Source organism: Moorena sp. SIO4A5 (assembly GCF_010672005.1).
Taxonomy (GTDB): Bacteria; Cyanobacteriota; Cyanobacteriia; order Cyanobacteriales; family Coleofasciculaceae; genus Moorena.
Map to the genome: position 1 here is coordinate 1 of NZ_JAAHHZ010000055.1, position 16669 is coordinate 16669.

A 16669-nucleotide genomic window follows, 5' to 3' on the forward strand; every position below is an offset into this window, starting at 1 on the left:
CTTCTCTTAAATGAAGCGTACGCAGAGCCCTGGCTTTAGCCAGACCACGAAGTGCGCCCTTCAGGCGATCATGCCAAAGAGATGCCCCTTCGCGATCGCATTTATTTTGACTTTTCAGACATCCTCTAAGTTTTTCAATAATCTGACCGCCGCGTACTGAAGAAAAATCAATGTAATACTTGCGATCATCCTCATTGTCCACAGCTAAGGTTTTACTGGGGTTGGTAGCTCGGTAAAACGTTTGTAAATCGGTCATATTACTTTTCTATTGGTAGAGTTTTTTCCCTATTCTGTACCAAGCTGCGGTTGGAACATCGAACCCTTCATCCGAGCTGGCATTCTGCACCCACTCTATTTTATATCATTTTCGGTTGAACACTTATAAATAGTAGGGAACAGGGAATAGGGAATAGGGAACAGGGAATAGGTAAGAGTAGGAAAGAAATCCGATAAATTTTTGGGGTGATGCGAAATAAGTATTGATTTTTATGGTCAGTTTTTAAAAACTTATTACAGTTTTTTGCTGTATTTTTTTGGAATCACAAATTCCTAATTATCGGTTATAATAATTATGAGTTAAAGATAATTTTCTCCTACTCCCTACTCCCTACTCCCTACTCCCTACTCCCTACTCCCTACTCCCTACTCCCTACTCCCTATTCCCTATTCCCTACTCCCTTTCCGATAGTCTTTAAAGTGTTCCATGACCAGAAACGTCCATGACCAATTTGCCAAACAATGTCTTAAAGAACTCCTCGACCCCCTGGGGAAAGTGGAAACAAGCTGGAAAGTGCCTGGGGAAGTTCAAGAAATTGATGTTTACTTTTTGCCATCCCAGCCACTAACCACCAATGGACAAAGCCTAGGATTACTCGGACAACTGGCCACAACCCCTGCTATTTTTGAACCCTTCCGCAACCCAGTCAGTAAATTTGAAGTGCTCACTTGTATCGGTAAACTGATTCAGGTTCATGGTCAAGTTTTCCGTCAGGCTAAGCGAACTAATGCCCAAGTTAGGGTGATAGAACTGCCTCGTTTATGGATTCTCTCCCCAACCGCTTCCGAAGAGTTTTTAGAAAGCTTCAATTTCCAAGCAGATCTAGTTAATTATCCCAGGGGGATGTACTTTCTGGGTAAATCCTTGTATACGGCAATTGTGGCGATTCACCAACTGCCAGTTACCTCAGAAACCTTATGGTTGAGAATTCTTGGTAGAGGTAGAGTGCAACAGCAAGCAATTGAGGAGTTGAAATCCCTACCGAACGGGAGTCAGCACAAAGACAATATCCTAGAATTAGTATATGACATGCTGGCGATATTAGACGCACGTATCAAACAAAATCAAAACCTTGAGGAAGATGACCGGGAGTTAATCATGCAATTATCTCAGATATATCAACAACGACTGGAATTGGCTACCGAGCTTGGCAGACAAGAGGGAATAGTGCAAGGTAAACAAGAAGGACTAGTCGAGGGCAAACAAGAAGGACTAGTCGAGGGCAAACAAGAAGGACTAGTCGAGGGCAAACAAGAAGGACTAGTCCAAGGCAAGCAAAACGAACGTCGTAGTATGGTCACTTACTTATTGCGTAGCCGTTTTGGTGAACTAGACCAGGAACTGCTGGGAATCATTGAGCCATTGATGGCACTCTCTCCAGAAGAATTTATCCCCCTACTCTTACAATTGTCTCGACTAGAATTATTGACTCGATTTGGAGAGCGAAATTAGGTGATTAATCCCCAATGTCGTGCCGGTTGACTAGCTCGATCATCCGCTTATTACTTAACTCGTAATTAAATACTAATTAAATCAATAGTCCTGAGGGTGTTCCATGACCAGAAACGTCCATGACCAAAAGCCCATCCAATGTCTTAAAAAACTCCTCGACCCCCTGGGGAAGGTAGAAACGAACTGGGAAGTGCCTGGGGAAGTTCAAGAAATTGATGTTTACTTTTTGCCATCCCAGGCACTAGCCACCAATGGACAAAGCCTGGGATTACTCGGAAAACTGGTGACAACCCCTGTAATGTTTGAACCGTTCCGCAACCCAGTTACTCAATTTGAAGTCCTCAGTTGTATCGGTAAACTGGCCCAGGTTCATGATCAAGTTTTCCGTGAGGCTAAGCGGGCTAATGCCCAAGTTAGGGTGACAGAACTGCCTCGTTTATGGATTCTTTCCCCAACCGCTTCGGAAGAGTTTTTAGAAAGCTTTAATTTTCAACCAGATCTAGTTAATTATCCCAAGGGGATGTACTTTCTGGGGAAATCCTTGTATACGGCGATTGTGGCGATTCACCAACTACCAGTGACCCCGGAAACCTTATGGTTGAGAATTCTCGGTAGAGGTAGAGTGCAACAGCAAGCAATTGAGGAGTTGAAATCCCTACCGAACGGGAGTCAGCACAAAGACAATATCCTAGAATTAGTATATGACATGCTGGCGATATTAGACGCACGTATCAAACAAAATCAAAACCTTGAGGAAGATGACCGGGAGTTAATCATGCAATTATCTCAGATATATCAACAACGACTGGAATTGGCTACCGAGCTTGGCAGACAAGAGGGAATAGTGCAAGGTAAACAAGAAGGAATAGTGCAAGGCAAACAAGAGGGACTAGTCGAGGGCAAACAAGAAGGACTAGTCCAAGGTAGGCAAAACGAACGCCGTAGTATGGTCACCTACTTATTGCGTAGCCGTTTTGGTGAACTAGACCAGGAACTGCTGGGAATTATTGAGCCATTGATGGCACTCTCTCCAGAAGAATTTACCCCCCTACTCTTACATTTGTCTCGACTAGAATTATTGAATCGATTTGGAGAGCGAACATAGTCGCTAGGGAGTATGTTCACAAATCAAATGGAAATGCTATAGAAGCGCTATAGCTTTAATAACTTGTAGTAATTTAATCGATGACTCCGATTCCATCAGGTTTAATACTGGCATCAACTGATAAATCGGAGGATTGCCAGCTTGGAGATAAATAAACTGATAAATGTATCCGTTAGTCGATAGTCCCCAAACTGAGTCTTGATGGTCTAAACTCTTATAGGCATAGGTCAGTAATTGAGGTAACCCGACGGATACGTCAGCACTACTGTTTTTAGTTTCGATAACTAAGACCCAAAACGATACTTTATCTACTGTCTGTTGAGCTTTGTTAATTGCTAGAATATCTAGTCTGCCAGTAATTTTGGTATCCTGCTCTTGAATATCAATATCAGCAATCTCTTCTTCCAAGGAAATCTTTATTGGAGAGCGATAGAAGCCAGCTAATCGCAGTAAGGGAAAAACAGTTAGGGCTTTTACCAGTCCTTCAGATACTTTACCCGCGATTAAGTAATTATCAAAATCAGTCCGAATTTGTTCCAATTCCCGTTGCTCAAATTCAGTAATAGTGTCTAGGGATAACCGGGAAGTTAATGAACTATTGTATTGCCGTTGAAAGCCAAAGGTATGATGCACATCTTCTAGAGATAGGTGACTAGCTTGTATAATTGTCATAAGTTTATAGGATTATGATAGGTTGATAGGGATCCGTGTAGGAATTCTAAAAATTCTTGATCCCATATTCCCTACTCCCTACTCCCTACTCCCTATTCCCTGTTCCCTGTTCCCTACTCCCTTTCCTATAGTTATATCAGTTATCAATACTAACGGCGTTGCCACCATACCAACCCAGCTGTGGTAAACCCGACTAAGGGCATAAGTAACAGGGCAGTCCAACCCAGTAACTCAGCCTGGATTGCTGTTAGGTTAATCCGTCGATTGTTTTGTTCTTTAGGGCGGATAGATAGGACTTGATCATCTTGCTTGCTTAACCAGCTGATGGTGTTGAGAAAAACATCACCATTTAATTGCTGATCAAACCAACCATTGGTGGCAAAAGTAGAGTTACCATAGACTACTAGACGAGATGAAGAGGTCTTTTTGTTACCATCCTCTTGAGGAGTAGCTTGATCAATCCCTTCCGCTTGGCGGCTTAATGCTACACCTAGGATTAACGGACCAGGGCGATCGCTTTCTGGATTCAATTCCAGTGGCTGCTGTTTAGGATTGCTCTCAGCCCAAGTTCTGTCATTGGTAATTAGCAGAGGAGTTTCCTGGATACCATCTACTGGGGTAATTAAGAGCGATCGCGCCCAGGGATAAAAGGAAAATCCGTCGGCAAATTCCGTGGTAATGGGATGATTCCCGTAGCTGGTGACCATGGGAGTTGCTGCACCAAGCACTAAGGAACGTTCTGGAGCAGACGGGTCAATCACTAACCTACTGTCTAGCTTAATTCCCCAGTCTTTGAGAAAGCTATCCAATTCAGGATTAGTATCAGGGTCGAGCATCAATAGTAAGCTACCACCCTTAGATAGATAGTTACGTAACCCTTTGACTTCTTTTTCTAATAATGGTCGCATCGGACCTGCACTAACCACGATTGATGCATCGGCTGGAACCTCTGAGCGTTCAGCTAGGTTAAGGGGTTGAACCGTAAAATTTTTATCCTCTAGAACACGTACTGCCTCAGATAATCCCCCTTCTACTTCTGCTAAGGATTTTTCTCCGTGACCTTGGAGGAAGTAAACCCTAACCGAAATTTCCCGAGTCAGGGTTTCGATACCACTAGTAAGACTAGCTTCTGACAGAGGTTGGGTATCATTAACAGCTTGCAATAATTGTTGCTTGTCTTTATATTGTAGATAAACTTCTCCGATAGACTGAACACCAAATTTCTGAGCTAGTGCTGGTTTTAGCTGAGGGTCAACAAACTGAAATTCAAAGTTTGACCCATACCGACGAAAGTTCTCTAACAACTCTCGGTCATCTGGATTGGGTTGTGGATTAAAGATCCAAACCTTAAGGGGCTGTCGTAAATTTTGCACCACTTGCTGGGACTGGGGTGACAGAGTATATAACTTATTTTCTGTGAAATCGATCCGTTGGGTATAGCGCACCCCTAAAAAGTTAATCAGCCCCAAAATCACTAACATAGCTAAGGTAGAAATAATAGCATTGGTTCCGACTTGGGTAGAACGGCTTTGCCAGAATTTCGGAGCCAACTGGGCTAAAAATACTAGCCCCACAAGACTAATGACAATACCAGCAATCAGTAACCCTAATGCGTCTGGGGACCATTTTTCAGTCATAATCCTGACAGTGATTCCCGCCATGGTCAGTAGTGGCCCGAGCCAGAAAAGGTAAAGGAGATACTTCTTGGTTTTGCTTGTCTTCATCTCAAACCTCACGGCAGCTGCAACTATCATTACTGATTGTAAGCATTCAGCTTAACCCCCTAGGTATTAGGCATTAGGCTTAGGCGTTAGGCATTAGGGGGTTTGACAGGGTAATCCTGGGTTCCCCTAGCGGCTGTTTGAGAGCATCCCATGGAACTTGACCGGGTAATCCTGGGTTCCCGTAGCGGCTGTTTGAGAGCATCCGATGGAACTTAAGACGGTAGTAATGCGATCGCGTAGCAGCGCTGAGCATCCCGTAGCGGCTGTTTGAGAGCATCCGATGGAACTTAAGACGGTAGTAATGCGATCGCTATAGAGTCGAAAATTAAAATAACTAATTTTCATAAGTCCTAATTATTTAGCTATCAGCTATCAGCTATCAGCTATCAGCACTCAGCACTCAGTCTAGGGAGCCGTGTAGGAATTGTGATAATTTTTGATGCCATATTCCGTACTCCCTACTCCCTGTTCCCTATTCCCTATTTCCTTTGCTATAGTCATTCCACACATCCAGCCACACTATTAGTTGGGTGTATTAGTTGGGTGTATAAATTGGTAAATAAGTTTACACTATTTTTATCCATAAAAAGATTATCCTTCATAGTTTTTTTGTAAACTTTGTATAAAGGCTTTGCTTGAATATAAGGTTTGTATAAAATTTATGGGGACTACAATTGCTCCACAATACTTACCAGCTCTAGCTTTCAGGTCACTATCACCCCAAACTCTAAATAGACTTGGGGTGTCAATTACTTAAAATTCAATCCGTTATTATTTTGTTTAAGTTGGAGTAATATAAAGCGTATACATTTTATAACTGATGCACAAACCTACATTCAATGAGCGAATTTCCTGATTTTTCTAACTATGGCTACCAAGTCAAAAAACGATTAGGTCAGAACTATCACAGTGGTCGAGTAACTTATCAAGCCATCCATCTTCAAACTAAGCAAAAAGTTGTAATTAAGCTATTTCAATTTGCTCAATCTAACAGTAGCTGGCATGGTTACCAATCTATTGAAAGTGAGATTAAGGTACTAAAACAGTTACACCATCCTAGGATTCCTCGGTATCTTGACTCCTTTGCTCCTGAGGGTGGTGTTTGTTTGGTACAGGAGTACAAAAACGCTCAACCTTTGTCTGCATACCCAAGCTTTACACCAGAGCAAATTCAGCAAATTGCAGTTCAAATTCTCGAAATTTTGGATTATATCCAACATTTTTATAATCCGATAATTCACCGAGACATTAAACCAGAAAATGTTTTGTTAGATTACAAAATGCGGGTTTACTTAATTGATTTTGGTTTAGCTAAAATTGCCTATGGTTCAATTTATGGAAGTACTACGATGGCTGGCACAGCTGGATTTATGCCACCAGAAAAATTATATAATCAACCCCTCAATAAAGCATCAGATATTTATAGTTTAGGAGTGACACTTATTTGTTTGGTTACGGGAATTAAAACGGCTGAAATTAGTAATTTAATTGATTTAAGCAATCATCGTCTAAAATTCAGGCATTTAGCTTCAGGTTATAGCAAAGAATTTCTTGACTACCTAGACAAGATGGTAGAACCTGACCCTAAAAAGCGTCTTGCCAATCTAGAACGTATTTTTAAATCGGTTCCATCCCCACAGCCAATTCAAAGAAAAGTACTAGCCGAGTTTAGCAACAATCTCAAAGTAAATAACCTGAATAAACGACTAAGTTATGCTATAGTTACTGTAATCACTTTAGGGTTAGGTCTTACCTATGGATTAAACCAAATTGAGCAACTAGTAGTAAGTAAAATCCAACAGCATTTGATAAATGGAGACTATGAAAAATGTATTAACTTAGCTCAAGACGTTCCGGAGTTTTTGAGCATCAATGAAAAATCGATATGCCTCTTAAATGACTGTTCTGTAGCACAACTAAATAAAGCAACTAAACTAGTAGATAACTCTCGACTTATATATAAAGCAATTACTGAAGCAAAAAAAATACCTGCTGAGAGTAATAGTTACGAAGAAGCACAAACGTTAATTACTCAATGGAAAGAATGGCAAAGTGATCAAAATTTAATTAAAAAAGCTCAACAAGACCTAAAAAAACGTAAATGGCAACAAGCCAAAGCAATGGCAGCACAGGTTAAGGCTGAACGTTTCCAGCACCAAGCAATCCAAATTATTAAAACTGCTGAAACAAAACTAAAATATGCTGAATTAGAAAGACTAGCTGCTGAATTAGAAATACAAGGATAAAAGCTGATCATCAAGGCAAATCACTATGCTAATCAGCGACAGTATAGTCAAGCAATATCCATCGCCAAACGGATTCATAACGCTACGCCATCTTATCAAGAAGCACAACGATTAATTGCTGAATGGCAAAACGAAATACCTCAAGTTTTTATAAATTATTGGTCATCCCCAAAAGTTAATGGCGCTCGCTTCGTTGTCGAGAAACTAGAAAAGTGGAAAAATGGCCAATTAAAAATTTATTTTAAAGCTTATAATTACACTAATAAAGATAGCAGATTTTCCGATTTTATCGCCGTTGATAATTTAGGAAATACTTATAGAGGTTATTCAGGCTCTAGTTGGGATGGAACAGTGATGCCTTCTAGGATACCAACTAAAGGTTCTATCACCTTAAAACAACCACTAGATCCTAATGCCTCAGTGATTACACTTAGTTTTCGTCGTGTTTATACTTATAATCCACTAATTAGACTAATCACTCTCAAAACAAAAGGAATCAGAGTTAAGTAGTAAGACTCTCCTTCTTAACAGCAGGATTAGCGGGAGAATACTCTCCAAAGCGCCAGCGTATAGGGCTAGCATTAGTTGTCTCTAAGACCTGCTCAATATGAAACTCCACTAACCGTTGCGCTCCTGGAACGGTAGTGAATTGTGACTGATCCCAAATCACCTCGGCTGTTCCGGTCAGTTGTAAGGTATTGCCTCGCTCAAAATCGATGAACAGCAGACCAGCACGGGGATTCACTGTCAGGTTACCTAGGGTTTGAAACATATTATTGCCAGCATAATCGGGAAACACTAGCTGATGATCACTGATCACCTGGATAAATCCCGGATATCCACCCCGATGAGAGGCATCTGCGCCAGTTTCTGGATTGAAACTGGCAATGAAAAAGGTATCAGATTGGGTAATCCAGTCTTGCTCGGTTGTGGTCAAAGCCTCAAAGCTGCGAATTTCAGGCTGCGTTGACTCAGGGATATCAGTCTCTAGATGACGCAGCTGGATGTATTTGGGACAGTTGAAAAATACCTCAGTGGTCTGCATCACAATCTGCCCTTTGCCTTCTACTCTACCCAAGCCATTCATCCGCAAGCGTTTACGGGTAGTTAGGTCAATCACCAGAAGTCCCAGTACTCCATTTTTCGCCAAGTTTTCGTACAACGGATCCCCATCGATAGGGATACAGTTAATCTCGACAGTTTGATTATCTAAAACTCGGACAAAACCAGGTTTACCAGTCAGCAGTGATGCCCAAACCAAGCCATTGGTATCCACACTACTAGCGATCGCTAATTGTTGGGTTGTCAGGAGCATCTGAGCAGCAGTTTTGATCACGGGAGTAATCATCGAGCTGAGTTTCTCAGCTTCTTCGGTTACCCCAGCCCGAGTTTGAACAGCAATCTCTCCAGTGTGAAAGCTCATAATCTACTCCTTTGGGGATCGTGACACAGAAAACAGCAGTTTTCTTATACACAGAATTTCTGTATATGTCTGTATCTAAAATATAAAACTGTCCAGATTTGGGCTAAAGAAGACTATCACCGAGCACCGGACAGGATACAACCAGTCAGGGGTGTTAGGTCAATAGTTGCCTATCCCTGAAGTTTCTATAATTTCAGACTACTGGGAAGACAAGAGCAAAATGTCTCAGTTTTTGTCTCAGTTTTTTCTGGTGTTGTTTAACTGACAATGACTAGCCTCAGTTCGATGTCATAAATTGCTGTAAAAAATTGTCAGGTTTTGAGGAAAGCATTCAGCTATCAGCTATCAGCTATCAGTTATCAGATATCAGCATATGCTTACATACTAAGAACGCTCAAATCTCAATGCATCAATAGACTGAGCAGTTAGAAAAATACCGATAAAGATATAACTCAAAAACAGAATTATACTACTAGTATCCAAAACACCCTGAATCAGATTTTTATAATTTTCCAGCAACGATAAATGACCTAAGGCTTCCCCAAGGGGTCCACTAACATTTTTAGCAATCAAATCAATCACCCAAAGTCCTAAAACCAGAGCAAAGGTGAGGATTGCTGACAAAATTGAGCTATCAGTTAGGGAAGAAATGAACATCCCCAGAGAAAGCACCGATGCTGCCAGTAAAATTAATCCGACGTGGGCTAGTAACGGTAGCACAGGTTGAACCGGGGGGTCTGTAGCACTAAATGCGATCGCTTCATAGGCAAGTAAGGGTAGCACCATAAAGCTATAAAATGTTACCACTCCCAAGAGTTTACCTACGGCTACAGCCCAATTCGTTAGTGGAGAAGTGGCCAAAAGCTCCAAAGTCCTGCGTTTGCGTTCCTCAGCATAGAGTCCCATGGACAGAATTGGTAACACAAATAACGACAGTGAACCCATCACTTCCAAGAATTGACGCAAAAATACATAGGCAACATCCACTGGTGGTATCGGTAAACCCAATTGTTCTGCCGTTGCAACTTGGTTAATAATACCCTCTTGATCCAAAAGAATTTCTACAAAAAAGGAGCCAGACAGCCACCAAAATACACCGGCGATAACATAAGCGAATGGTGAAGCAAAATAGCCCTGTAATTCTTTCCTAAAAATTGCTAATATATTCCAAATTATAATCATTATTTATTTTATGAAAAAGGGTGATTTTTGGGGTTTAAGGTTTAAAATTGAAGGTTTAAGGTTTAAGGTTTAAGGTTAGTTAGTTGAAGGTTTAAGGTTAACTCTTAGTTAGTTTGAAGGTTGAATGTTAGTTAGGTAAGGATTAGTTATTCAGGATTAGTTATTTTAAGGTTACTTAGTTAAAGGTTGTCAAAATAACTTTCATCCTTGATGGTTAATCCTTCATCGTTAATCCTTCATCAGATTCCTGAGACTCCTGTAAATCATAATCCTGTAAATCAGGATCGGGTTCAGGCAGTGGTTTTTCGGTCGTAGTCAGTTTCAAAAAGACATCTTCCAGGGTAGCGCGAGTCCGTCGCATTTCGTATATCCCTACACCAGCTCCCACAGTCACAGCTGCAATATCCCGTGCGGGTTCTGCTCCCGGTGCTGATACGATGTGGAATAAAGAGCGTCCGCCAGGTAAATTTTGATCATTAACCAGTTCCACCAGGCAAACTCCTGGTATAACTTGTAATAATTTCTGTAACTCCTGTGCATCACCATCTATTTCTAACTCATAACCTGATCCCCCGGTTAACTCCGCCAGTAACTTGTCTGGACTATCTGTTGCTACAATTTTGCCTTCATTGATAATGGCTACCCGGCTACAGGTCATACTCACTTCTGGTAGAATGTGGGTTGAGAGGATAATAGTATGGTCACCAGCAAGGCTCTTAATTAAGTTACGGACATCAATGATTTGCCGAGGATCAAGACCAACTGTAGGTTCATCTAGAATGATGGCCGGTGGGTCATGTACAATTGCCTGAGCGATACCCACCCGTTGACGGAAGCCCTTAGAAAGCTTGCGGATCAGTAGCTTGGCCTTGCTCGTTATGTTACAGCGCTCCATGGCAGTTTTGACCTTAGTAGTGCGATCGCCTGCAGCAACACCTTTAATACGGGCAACAAAGTGCAAAAATCCTTCAACGGTCATGTCCGGATACAGTGGCGGAAATTCCGGTAAATAACCAATTCGGCGTCGTACTGCCATAGAATTTTCATGAACATCATAATTAGCAATTCGGGCAGTACCATGGGTTGCTGGTAAATAGCCTGCCAAAATTCGCATGGTAGTGGTTTTCCCTGCACCATTCGGTCCAAGGAACCCTAGGATTTCTCCTGGTTCAACCCTGAAAGTAACATTCTCTATCGCTGGGGTGGTGCCATAGATTTTGCTTAGATGCTCTACTTCTATCATATTTTTAAGTATTACGTGTTAAGTATTAGCTGTTAAGTATTAGGTATTAAATCTTAAGTATTAAATCTTAAGTGTTAAATCTTACGTGTTAAATCTTACGTGTTAAGTATTATGTGTTAATTGCCATTTACTGACTAATATGGTTAAATCTACTATTTACGTTAACCCAGTCACTGGTAAGGATAGCGATACTGGTGATAGTGTTCCGTTTAAAACCTTGACTAAGGCACTTTCTATTGCCACTGCTGGAACTACCATTCACTTAGCAGCTGGTACCTATAATGCTGCTAGGGTCTAAGTTTTTCCCCTCGTTATTCCTAAGGGAGTGATGGTTCTTGGCAATGAACCGACCAAGGGTAAGAATATTGTGATTTCCGGCAGTGGGAACTATGTCAGCCCGACGTTTAATCGTCAAAATATTACCATCCGTTTAGATTCCAAGGCTCAATTAAGAGGAGTAACGGTTACTAATCCGGGCAAATTGGGGACAGCGGTCTGGATTGAATCTACCTCACCGATTATTGCCAATAATACCTTTACTCGCTGTGGTCGTGAAGGGATATTTGTTACTGGCACAGCCAAACCCATGATTCTGGATAATGTATTGTACGCTAACGCTTCCAGTGGCATCTTTCTGGTGCGTAATGCCAAAGGGGAAGTGCGAGGCAATGTTTGTCAAAAGACTGGTTATGGGATTGCCATCAGCGACTTGCCCCCAGCAAAATCTGACCAGAGTTCAAGGTCTGGTATCCCTAGTCAAGGGTTTGGGGTTAACAGGTGGTGAGTCTAGGGAACTCGGGTTTTATCGCGATCGCGTTCAGATTCCCAGCTATGCTACCCAAGCGGTAGCGACAGCAACTCAAAGACGAATGGTAGTGAATTATCCCCAACCCAATCAGCTCAATCCCATGAGGCCGATTACCCGTGGTGAGGTGGTAGCATTGATTTACCAGGCATTGGTAGCAACAGGCTCTGCAGATGCGATTGGCCGTAGGCCACGCGGGGCGCGATCGCATCTCCTTATATTGTTAACCCTAACCCTTACATTACCTCCTTCAGCGATATACCTGGACACTGGGCAGAAGATTTTATTCGCCGCCTCGGTAGTCTAAACCTGATTAGTGGCTTTGCCGATGGCAGCTTTCAAGCAGATGCCCCTCTAACTCGGGCTGAGTACGCTGCCCTACTGGTGAAAGTGTTTGACCCCAATCCGATCCGTCCAGCTACCCAATTTATTGATGTCCCCCTGAATTTCTGGGCATTACCAGCTATCAACCAATCCTATCGTGGTGGCTTTCTCTCGGGATACCCCGACCAAACCTTCCATCCTCAGCAGACCTTGCGGCGTGTTGATTTGATTGCCTCTCTAGTCAATGGGCTGTCTTTAGCCAAAACTGTAGACAAGTCAGTGAAAGAGTCTTCTGACATTTCCAAAATTTACGAAGATTGGAAGGATATTCCTGCTTATGCTACCGAAGCAGTTGCGTACGCTACCATCGCCAAAATTGTCGTTAACCACCCCAACCCGACCCTGTTGCATCCCAAGCGGGAAGCAAAGCGAGCTGATGCGATTGGCCGTAGGCCACGCGGGGCGCGTTCGCATTTATCTATCAGGCCTTGGTGAAAACAGGACGTGTCACTGAGTTCAACTCACCGTATAGTGTTGTCATGAGTCCTGAGTCCTGATTTCAGTGACCAACCAACTCACTACCAAAACTAGTTGCAGGTTGTAGGTTACAGGTTGCAGGTTGCAGGTTGCAGGTTACAGGTTACAGGTTGCAGGTTGCAGGTTACAGGTTGCAGGTTGCAGGTTGCAGGTTGTAGGTTGCAGGTTGCAGGATATAGGTTATATTACCAAGCGACGTTGCCAGAAGCCGCTGTGGCTCCATAATTTGCCACATGTGCGACCTTTCCACCTGGAATCGTACCACCTTCCCACCTTGAACCCTTTTACCCATGACCAATGACTCAGATTTAGCCATTGCCTATGCCCTTGCCTTGCTCAGTCACTATGGGTTTGAGCTCAGGGGTTACACTGTAGAAGAATTAGTCAATCTATGGCTTGAGAACTATCCTGCCAATTGGGTGCGTCTAGCGGTGATTGAGGCACTTTATCAAGGGCGTTACAAAGCGATATCTGTAGAGCAAATTTTGGCAGTCTGGTTACGACGAGGACAGCCTATATATCGCTTTAATCATGAGTTTGAGCGGATGGTTTGTCGTAAATTTCCCCAAAATTTAACCGCTCCGGTCGATAGTAGATCCACAACCGAGAGCTTAGAACTAAGTTTACAGTGGGTAGACAATGTTGCTGAAACCTCTCTAGGTACTAGTTCCGATGAAATTACACCAGAGCAAGGGATGCTTGAGTCAAAGACACTCCAAGCACCACCAACAGGCCAACAGGAAACTTCCCCCCCAGCCAATACCATATCATCCAAAATACCTGAAAAATCAGTCAAGCCCAGAGAAAGCTTCCCAAAGCCTCTGAGCAAAGCCCGTGCTAGTCCTAGCTACAATGTAGATTGGTCAAGTTATGAGCTTAACAAAAAGCCAATTCACCAATTTCATCCACCACCAGACTCTTCAGATGTCTACCTTAAGCTGAAGGCAGTTGTCCAGCACCAAGACTCTGGTACAGTCACAGCTACCGTAGTCGATAAGCAGGTCAGTGATTCAGCTTCGAGTGCCTTGGAAGATCAGGAGGTCGAAAGTAGCTCAGAGGTAGAGAGTCCTTACCAGGCCACTGTTAACCTGGATCAAAGTTAACCATCCCACGATTAATCCCCGTGGGATGATTGGCCGTAGGCCACGCTACGCGAACGGATCTAATCATACCAAATCCTCCCTGATCCCCCTATGGCATACCCCATTGTGATTCAATTATTTTTTATAAACTTTCATCAAACTATCAAGTAATATTCATTAAAATTTCATATATTAGGTAGATATCTAGCAATTAATTTATATAATTAATTCCAATATAAAGTCCTTTATTCACAAAAAAAAAATTATATATTATTATCTAGCTATTAATTTATATAATTAATTCCGATATAAAGTTCTTTATTCACAGTAAATCTAGGTAAATTGGATGCATGAAAAAAGTTTTTGTTTTCCCCTATTTTCTGGTTTAATAGCCGGACTAATTTTTGGAATACAGCTGACTTTATTTGTACAAATAATTTTTGAAAACTACTCTGCCCGAGCCTGTGCCAAAATTCCCGATGGCAAATTTGCTGTTTTTGTACCAACAAGTTATTTATTGAATAAAATAAATCTTAAACGAGTCGTTATATCTAACAAATGGGCTTACAATTACAATTGTAAGCTATTTAAATCCAAGCATGATTATATTAAAAATTCTAAGGTCATTAAGTCGGATTCATTTATAAAAGATAACTATGCCCCAACCGGTTATATACAGGTGCCATCAGAGAGATATATGCTCAGGAAAGTGTGGCGAGGTACCCTGATTGGCTATTTTTCTGAATATGAGGCAAATTTAGTCAGGAACAAAGTCCTGGAAAGTGCTTACAGTAAAGAACCAAAACCTATCGATAAGCCTTTTGTAGTCAATAACATAAATACTAATAATTGAGACTGTAAGCATTCAGCGGTCAGCGGTCAGCGGTCAGCGGTCAGCGGTCAGCCGTCAGCGGTCAGCCGTCAGCCCTGAGACATTCGCGTAGCCTGGCCAACGGCCAAGGCTAACGCTACTGTTCGCGCAGCGTGCGCGTAGCGCAATCGGTGCTTATTTTATTCAAAAGTATCTCAAGTAGCCTGGCCACAGGCCCAAAGCTGATAGCACCTCAAGTAGCGCATTAGCTGATACGCGACACGCTGATACGCGACACGCTGATAGCTGACTCAATGCTTAACTTTCACGTAACACCAAGACGAATTTCTGTGGCCAGAGAAGCCATGGTTAATTGCCCCCCCTGCTGGAGAACGTTAGTGCGTAACCGAAAGTTAGGGCTAGCAAACCAAAAACGTTCTTCAGCATATAGAGTTTTCCCCTCTGTAATCATTGTTAAAACATCATCCTGGCCGATACTGTAACGACATTTTAAGGAAGTTCCTTCAACATCACCATTAGTTCGCAATAGTTTGCCAATGTCAGGATTTTCTGGGTTGGGAACAGGTACAACAACAGTGGAACCAGTTTGCTTTTTCTGCTCTCCTACTACTGTACCGTCCCAAATCACTTTTACACCAAATATAGCCATACCAGGCTCGATTTGGTATTGTTTACAGAGTTTGATCACCTCTGGGGCATCACCAGATAGCATTTCCATAATGATGTTGGACTTACCATTTTTTATGGGTTGAGAGGTAATATGATTACTAGTACGTTGAGAAAACCATCTGCCAGCACTCTGCTCAAAAAACTCTTTAATATCCATTGGCTAAGATTGTAAAAATTTGTGGTAGATCGTGGTGGATCAGTGATGTTGGTAATTTCAATCAAGTGGTTCACTATTGATTCTATCGTGCTATGGTTAGCCGAATTACCAGGATGCTACGCTAGCTTGAGGCTTCAGACAAACGCAATAGAGCCATTTGAGCGGCTTCAGATACTTGAGGATGGCTGTCTTTTGCCAAATAGTTTAATGCCGAGATACTTTTGTCCTGACCAAGTTGACCGAGGGCTTCTGCTAAACGTTGACGCACTATCCAATCCTCTGACTGGGCAAAGCGTAGAATATCGTCTATAGCTTCTGTAGCTTTAATTTCCCCTAAAGCAGCAATAGCAGCTTGTTGGACTAGTACTTCCTGACTATCTAAGGCCTTGGTCAGCACATCACGAGCACGGGGATCTTGGAGATTACCTAGGGACACAGCAGCACTAAAACGTACCAACCATTCAGTATCTTCGTAGAACGCCCTAACTAGAGGTTCAAAGGCTTTGGGGTCACCTAGATATCCCAAAGCCCCAGCAGCAGCAGCACGAATTCCGTAATCTGGGTCAGTTGCCATGAATTTGACCAAAATTGGGTAGCATTCTTCCGTAGGCTTCACTCCCAGGGCGAATATAGCCATAGAGCGAACTGGTAAATTGGGATCATCAAGTACCTTTTTAATTAGGGGCACGGCATCACTGGCTTGAACAGCCCGTAGTGATGCCAGAGCCATCAAGCGATCGCGCATGTTAGGGCTTTCCAGCTGAGCAGAAAGTTGTTCTAAATTAGGGGGCATCATAGTTTATTGGGGTTTGGTTGACAATTAACCTCAGGGGAGTATGAGCAACGGTTGTGATCCGTTGAGAATCTACCCAGCTGTCTGGTAAAGTAATCGCTCTGTAAGCATTCAGCTATCAGCGTGTCGCGTATCAGCGTGTCGCG

General features: G+C 42.4%; 16 protein-coding genes and 2 pseudogenes. 9 read left to right on the top strand and 9 right to left on the bottom strand.

Translation table 11 applies throughout. The annotated features are described in order from the left end of the window. Nucleotides 1-256 (bottom strand): annotated as a pseudogene (locus tag F6K57_RS18030) (hypothetical protein); the annotation flags it as partial. 447 nt (nucleotides 257-703) lie between these two features. On the opposite strand from F6K57_RS18030, the gene F6K57_RS18035 reads away from it, so the two are divergent. Further along, the gene (locus F6K57_RS18035) at nucleotides 704-1729 is read left to right on the top strand and encodes a Yae1 family protein (RefSeq protein WP_293020221.1); all 1026 of its coding nucleotides are present in this window, start codon (nucleotides 704-706) and stop codon (nucleotides 1727-1729) included. A 103-nt stretch (nucleotides 1730-1832) separates the two neighbouring features. Next, nucleotides 1833-2834, top strand: coding sequence for a hypothetical protein (locus F6K57_RS18040; RefSeq protein WP_293020223.1), 1002 nt, complete (start codon nucleotides 1833-1835; stop codon nucleotides 2832-2834). Between the two features lie 36 nt (nucleotides 2835-2870). On the opposite strand, the gene F6K57_RS18045 is transcribed toward F6K57_RS18040, so the two are convergent. Next, complete coding sequence (locus tag F6K57_RS18045) at nucleotides 2871-3506, bottom strand: restriction endonuclease subunit R (protein WP_293020225.1); 636 nt, start codon at nucleotides 3504-3506, stop codon at nucleotides 2871-2873. Nucleotides 3507-3528: 22 nt separating this feature from the next. Between F6K57_RS18045 and F6K57_RS18050 the strand changes: the two genes are divergently transcribed. Further along, on the top strand, nucleotides 3529-3693 hold the full coding sequence (locus F6K57_RS18050) for a hypothetical protein (protein WP_293020227.1): 165 nt from the start codon (nucleotides 3529-3531) through the stop codon (nucleotides 3691-3693). Here F6K57_RS18050 and F6K57_RS18055 read toward each other — a convergent pair. Further along, on the bottom strand, nucleotides 3656-5143 hold the full coding sequence (locus F6K57_RS18055; protein ID WP_293069697.1) for a Gldg family protein: 1488 nt from the start codon (nucleotides 5141-5143) through the stop codon (nucleotides 3656-3658). The two genes, F6K57_RS18050 and F6K57_RS18055, sit on opposite strands and share 38 nt — an antisense overlap. Before the next feature lie 213 nt (nucleotides 5144-5356). Continuing rightward, on the bottom strand, nucleotides 5357-5575 hold the full coding sequence (locus tag F6K57_RS18060; protein WP_293020231.1) for a hypothetical protein: 219 nt from the start codon (nucleotides 5573-5575) through the stop codon (nucleotides 5357-5359). Nucleotides 5576-6069: 494 nt separating this feature from the next. On the opposite strand from F6K57_RS18060, the gene F6K57_RS18065 reads away from it, so the two are divergent. Beyond that, the gene (locus tag F6K57_RS18065) at nucleotides 6070-7476 is read left to right on the top strand and encodes a serine/threonine-protein kinase (protein ID WP_293069699.1); all 1407 of its coding nucleotides are present in this window, start codon (nucleotides 6070-6072) and stop codon (nucleotides 7474-7476) included. 502 nt (nucleotides 7477-7978) lie between these two features. On the opposite strand, the gene F6K57_RS18070 is transcribed toward F6K57_RS18065, so the two are convergent. From F6K57_RS18070 to F6K57_RS18080, 3 genes are all read right to left on the bottom strand, one after another. Beyond that, nucleotides 7979-8899, bottom strand: a complete 921-nt coding sequence (locus F6K57_RS18070; protein ID WP_293020235.1) for a pyridoxamine 5'-phosphate oxidase family protein — start codon at nucleotides 8897-8899, stop codon at nucleotides 7979-7981. 384 nt (nucleotides 8900-9283) lie between these two features. Next, nucleotides 9284-10084, bottom strand: coding sequence for an ABC transporter permease (locus tag F6K57_RS18075; RefSeq protein WP_293020297.1), 801 nt, complete (start codon nucleotides 10082-10084; stop codon nucleotides 9284-9286). Nucleotides 10085-10295: 211 nt separating this feature from the next. Next, entirely contained in the window at nucleotides 10296-11324 is a 1029-nt protein-coding gene (locus F6K57_RS18080) for an ABC transporter ATP-binding protein (RefSeq protein ID WP_293069700.1), read from the bottom strand. Between the two features lie 139 nt (nucleotides 11325-11463). Between F6K57_RS18080 and F6K57_RS18085 the strand changes: the two are divergent. The 5 genes and pseudogenes from F6K57_RS18085 (at nucleotide 11464) to F6K57_RS18105 (ending at nucleotide 14925) form a co-directional block, all read left to right on the top strand. Beyond that, nucleotides 11464-12108, top strand: a pseudogene (locus F6K57_RS18085) (DUF1565 domain-containing protein). Then, entirely contained in the window at nucleotides 12089-12436 is a 348-nt protein-coding gene (locus F6K57_RS18090) for a hypothetical protein (RefSeq protein WP_293020238.1), read from the top strand. The pseudogene F6K57_RS18085 and the gene F6K57_RS18090 overlap by 20 nt, the downstream one beginning before the upstream one ends. A gap of 77 nt (nucleotides 12437-12513) precedes the next feature. Continuing rightward, complete coding sequence (locus F6K57_RS18095) at nucleotides 12514-12948, top strand: S-layer homology domain-containing protein (protein ID WP_293020240.1); 435 nt, start codon at nucleotides 12514-12516, stop codon at nucleotides 12946-12948. Between the two features lie 332 nt (nucleotides 12949-13280). After that, nucleotides 13281-14093 (top strand): hypothetical protein, encoded by an 813-nt coding sequence (locus F6K57_RS18100; RefSeq protein ID WP_293020242.1) that lies wholly within the window; start codon nucleotides 13281-13283, stop codon nucleotides 14091-14093. 325 nt (nucleotides 14094-14418) lie between these two features. Next, nucleotides 14419-14925 (top strand): hypothetical protein, encoded by a 507-nt coding sequence (locus F6K57_RS18105; RefSeq protein WP_293020244.1) that lies wholly within the window; start codon nucleotides 14419-14421, stop codon nucleotides 14923-14925. Nucleotides 14926-15208: 283 nt separating this feature from the next. Here F6K57_RS18105 and F6K57_RS18110 read toward each other — a convergent pair whose 3' ends face one another. Together F6K57_RS18110 and F6K57_RS18115 are read right to left on the bottom strand one after the other, a co-directional pair. Then, the gene (locus F6K57_RS18110; RefSeq protein WP_293069702.1) at nucleotides 15209-15730 is read right to left on the bottom strand and encodes a phycobiliprotein lyase; all 522 of its coding nucleotides are present in this window, start codon (nucleotides 15728-15730) and stop codon (nucleotides 15209-15211) included. 121 nt (nucleotides 15731-15851) lie between these two features. Continuing rightward, the gene (locus F6K57_RS18115) at nucleotides 15852-16526 is read right to left on the bottom strand and encodes a HEAT repeat domain-containing protein (RefSeq protein WP_293046315.1); all 675 of its coding nucleotides are present in this window, start codon (nucleotides 16524-16526) and stop codon (nucleotides 15852-15854) included. Nucleotides 16527-16669: the final 143 nt, after the last annotated feature.